General features: G+C 63.6%; 2 protein-coding genes. Both read left to right on the forward strand.

Annotated features, from left to right (window positions below; all coding sequences use genetic code 11):
• Positions 1-45: 45 nt before the first annotated feature.
• Entirely contained in the window at positions 46-4,290 is a 4,245-nt protein-coding gene (locus DMB66_RS59455) for a toxin glutamine deamidase domain-containing protein (RefSeq protein ID WP_233625622.1), read from the forward strand.
• The gene (locus DMB66_RS59460; RefSeq protein WP_125812659.1) at positions 4,280-5,020 is read left to right on the forward strand and encodes a hypothetical protein; all 741 of its coding nucleotides are present in this window, start codon (positions 4,280-4,282) and stop codon (positions 5,018-5,020) included. Before DMB66_RS59455 ends, DMB66_RS59460 begins: the two co-directional genes overlap by 11 nt.
• The last annotated feature ends 102 nt before the right edge of the window (positions 5,021-5,122 follow it).

Below are 5,122 nucleotides of genomic sequence, written 5' to 3' on the forward strand. Positions count from 1 at the left end.
TATTCGGACTATCTGCTCCGGATCGCCGACGGGCAGCGGGCCAAAGTGCTCGAACTCAGCATGCGGGCGGACGCCGCGTTCACCTCGGGTTCCGAGTTGCACGGCGAGCATTTCCGGGCCGAGGCGCGACGTACCAGCGAGGACGCCGACGACCTGGAGATCAAGGCCCGACAGGTACGAACCGGGGAGTTCGCGCCGGAGCGGGTCGAGGTCGAGTTGGCGGACTGGATCCGCATCAACGACGACGTCGGCACGCTGGCGATCGGCGGCGTCGACACCGGAGACCGGTCGGCACTGACCGGCGACGACGTTCCGCCGTCCGTCGACCACAGCCGACCGTACGGGAAACGTGGCGGGTTGCGCGCGCCTCTCGCCGTACATCAGGTTGATCTGGAAAATGCCATGCCGCGAGATGCGGACGGCCGGGTGGTGCGCCTGGCCGATCCCCGAGTGGGAGATTGGTTCGGGCTGGCGAACGATGGCGGCCCGGCCGCCGACCCGACCCGCGGCATCAACTGCGTAGACGGCCTATTGTCCCTGTACGAGACCTATGTGCACGGTCGGCCGCGCGTTTCGGCGCCGCGCACCTTCGACTCGTACGCGCAAGGCGACCCGACGAGGCCACTGGGCGCGGAGGACCATGGCCTGGCTCGGATCGAAGACACGGTGCGCGGCGAATTCCAGGGGCTATGCCCGTACGTGGGTGGGCTGAGCCCGCTGCACGCGAAACAGGCCGTGGACACGGCAATGACGAACCTGCACAACCACCTGTACAACGCGGGGCACGGCGCATTCGCCTTCATCGTGACGGACTCGGAAGAGGGCACCGCGCACGCGTGGGCAGCGGTAAACCAGAACGGCACGATCCTGTTCCTGGACCCGCAAACGGGCCGGCTGTCGGAAGAAGCACCGCTCTACACCCACACCGGCGAAAAGAACGACGGCAACGTCATCTCGATGGACGCGGTGGTGGTGAACGGCCAGGGCGAGCTGACCCCCTTGCCGTATCACAAGGCCGGCCTATGGAGCCGCTCGTATCTGGAACCGACGGGAGCCGCAGACAACGGCGAGGCGGACCCGGGCAGCAATGAGGAAACAGAGGTTCCCCCTACCAGCGGGCACGATGGTGTCACCGACACCTCGGGTGACCTCCGCGATGGTGAAACGGATGGGCCGGGATCGCGTCCTTCGGCGACTGGCGAGTCGAGGAGCAACTCGACCCCATCCCAGCCAGAGCATCCCTCCGACACGAATGACAACGCGGATGTTCGGCTCTCCGGCGACCATGCGAGCCGACCGGCCGGGAGCGACGACGAGGCTGGTGACCTGCCAAGCTTTAGCGGACGGCCTGGTTCGAATGGTGGTCAGGAGCACGCCCCTCACGACCTCGGCCTACGCCCGGAGTTCAGCGGCGCCGATCCTGGAGAAGGTCAAGTACCAGGATCGCAGGGAACAGATCGATCGACCGACCGCGGAGTGGGTCACGGTGGAGATTCTCCAGACGGAGCTTCCGAACAGAGGAGTGCGAATCCTCCCCAGATTCCGGCGTCCGAGATGGTCGCTGAAGACTTCGATCCGCAGGAAGCCGAAAGGCGTCAACTAGAAGCCCTTGATGGCAAAGACAGAGCAATCATCGAGGCTTCCGTTGACAAAGCCATGGAGGACGCCTCTCGGCTGCGGGTGACTCTCGATGATGTGGTCCGATCCCTCAACGCCGCAGGCGAAGGAACAGCTCAACTCGTGGGCGTCGAGCACTCTTACAAGACGAAAACTTCGCTCGCCCGTGCTTTCGCCGCCGAGTTCGAGGCGGAAGGCACATCACCCATCAAGTTCCTGAAGGATACCAAGGATCGGGTACGATTCTCAGTACAATTGCGCGAGCAGGACTATCACGTGCATGTCGCGGCAGCCGTGGCCGACTTGCAGAGCCGTGGCCACGAGATCAAGAAGATAGTAAACTTTTGGGGCGGCGAGCGACACAATGGACTGAACGTTACCATTGCAGACCCCGAAGGCATCATCTTCGAGCTGCAGTTCCCCACCGAGCTATCTCGATCAATCAGCGATCTCACTCATGAGCTGTACGAGGTACTGCGACATAATTTCGCCCCCTACCCCGCCCGCATGGACGCATTCCTACGTATTTTCGCCATCAATATCCGAGAAGGAATAGCGGAAAGACAGCCCGACGGCGTCGATGAGCTGAAGCAGTTGGGTCTCGCCGAATGGAAGGATGCGGACTCAACATTCCGCAAATGGATCCAGTCGACAACTGTTCAGTGGAACAAATACCTTGCCGATATTCACGCAGAGGGTTCGACGTTCGATAGAATTCTTGCGCGAAACGGCCTCACTCAGGCTGACGTCCTCGAGAGCAATGGATCGGATGGCGATGACCGACACGGACTTCGGCTATCAGGCAATCCTGAAGTCCGACATGTCGGGCGCAGTGACCAGCCTGATCGCCTACGAGGTGCAGAACTACCACTCGCTCCGAGCGGTGATGTGGAGCGTGCCGAGGAAAGCGTGGATCTACGCGCCAGCGGTGGCGGCGACATTCCTGTTCGATCCGAGCTATCAGGAAAGGATCCGGCCACTCGACCGCGCGGTGGCGGAACGGGTCGCTCAGGAGACCCTGCAGTCGGAGTTGCCGACGGAACAGACTCTTCTGGAGATGCTCGAGGAGGGTCAGAGGATGGGTTGGGACTTCGGCCCGCCACGCGAGTAGCAGGCGAGCCTCCCGCCCCCGGATCGCCGGCGGGATCTGCACCGCAAGCATCAGACCCGGCACGCCGCAAGGACGACACCGGCCCTGCGCCGGAGTTGGGCCCGGAACATGACCGATCCGATGTTCGCCTAACAGGCATTCCTGGTGTCGACGGACTCGCCCTGGGTGATGACGGAAGCGATGGCCGCGGACGTGATGAAGGGGACATTCGGATACCACGTGCTGCTGACGGAGGACGATCCGCAGCCAGTGAGCCTGATCGCCACGTGGATCGAGACGGGCCAGACCTGGATCTACGCGCCCGCAGTAGCAGCGCAGAGGCTTTACGACGATCAATACCAAGAGACAGTTCGGCCAGTGGATCGGGAGACCGCGGAGAAGATGGCAAGGACGGCGCTCAACACCGACCTGCCGGACGAGACGATGTCGGTCGACCGGACGACGGCCGAGGTACTGGCGAACGAGCACCTGCCCTCCCGCCTGCCGAGCGTCGAGACCCTGCAGGAGATGATCAACGAGGGAGCGCGGATGGGCTGGGACTACGGCCCGCCGGTCCGGGGCCAATAGCGGCGAGCGGTGACGTCGATCCGCGTGAGCTCGCAGCCGCTCAGCAGGCTGTGACCCACCACATCACACCCTATTCACCGGAGCTCGCCGATGTAGTGGTGCGCTTGCTGACGGACCATGCCGCAACAGACCATCGCCTCAACGCGACGGAAGCGTTGCTTGATCCCGGCCGGCGGCAGCGGACGCTTGAGCTTCTTGTCGAGCTTGCTCGCACGGCTGTCATCTCGCAGTACGGCTCGCTATCGGACTTCCTCGTCGACAACCCGGGTGGAGGGAGCCTCTTTGATCCGGTATCCGACGACATCAACACCACGCCGGACGGCGCCTCGCGGATGAAGGTGTTTGAGGCGGCCGCTCGCCTGCGCGATCCGGCTCGCGCCGTGGGACCGAATCCCACCCCGGCGGAACTGACATTGCTGGATGACTACGGAATCCGCCTTCGGCGTCGCGTGTTGCCGGCGGCCAAGCGGGAGATAGCGGCCTTGGCCGAGCTTCTGGGTGGCCAGGCTCTGGTGTCGGCACGCGCCAAGAAGGTCGATCACCTCTTCAACAAGGTCAAGCGCATGACCAGCGATCGACCGAATCGGCCCGCGCGACCCGACTACCGCATCGGGGATGTCATCGATGCGGTCGGCGTCCGTCTCACTGTGCCCGACATGGCCACGCTCGAGATGGCCCTGGGTATGGTGAAGGAACGGTTCGGTGACCGGATTCTGGAGATCGAGAACATGTACGCCCAGCCGAAGGCGCAGGCGCCGTCGTATCGGGTCATTCCCATCATCATCTCGATCGAGACCGACGGTTTGCCCTGCACCTACGAGCTTCAACTCACCACCCAGCGTGCGTCGATCGCTGCCGACATAGAGCACAACACGATCTACAAGCCTTACATCAGCATTGACGAAGTTGAGGAGGCCGCGGTGAAGGATGCGATGAGGGAAGCTGCTGCACTGGATCAGCTCGAAAGCATCGAACAGGACGACGATGGGCGATAGCAATCCGGATGCCAGTGTCTGGGTATACGAGTACGGCGAGGCGTACGACGATCTTCGGCCGGCATTCTTCATCGATGAACGGATCTACAGCGACCCCGACCTGGCGGAGACGGTCGTCGAGTCCGCCGAGGCCGCCCTGACCCGGGCCGGCATCATCTATGAGGTCGAAGTCACCTCCGGAAAATACGCGACTCGCCCGATCGGCGTGCCTACCTGGGAAGAGTTCAAGCAGCGGCACTTCGTCGAGGGCGTGCCGCTTCCCGTCCGCCCCCAGCCACGAGAGCTAATCCCTCCGCCCTCCTGGCAGCAGATGGTCCGTGCCGTTGATGACGCGTACGCCAGCTTCCGCGCCGAGCTGATCGAACTCCTGACCACTGCCTTCCCGGACCGCGAGGTCTCCGTCTCCTGGGATCATGGGCCGCTGCGCCGGTCGCCGGGCTCCGTGGACTGGAGCGAGGAGAGCTTCGGGTTCGAGATCACCATCGACGCGAGCATCGGTGACCTGCCCGCCGAGGTGGCCTTGAACCGCGTCAGCGCGGTGCTGAGGCAGCAAGGATGGCAGCTGGTCGATCCGGTCGAAGTGCGCACCGGTGTGGCGGTCCGTGGCTCACGAGACCTCTACACCGTCTACGCCGACGCACGTCCGTTGAGGTTGAGCCTGGTGGGCAAGTCACCGTTGTGGCGGTCGCCCGCCGAGCCCGGCTCCGATTTTGTGATCGAGCCCCGCTGAAGCATGTCTGTCCGTGAGCAACTGTTCGTCCAGACCAGCAGATCTCCGGCGGAGGTTGCCGGGCTAGCCGCCAAGCTAATCGGCGGGCGCGCCGAGATGCGG

This window comes from Actinoplanes sp. ATCC 53533, from assembly GCF_003947245.1.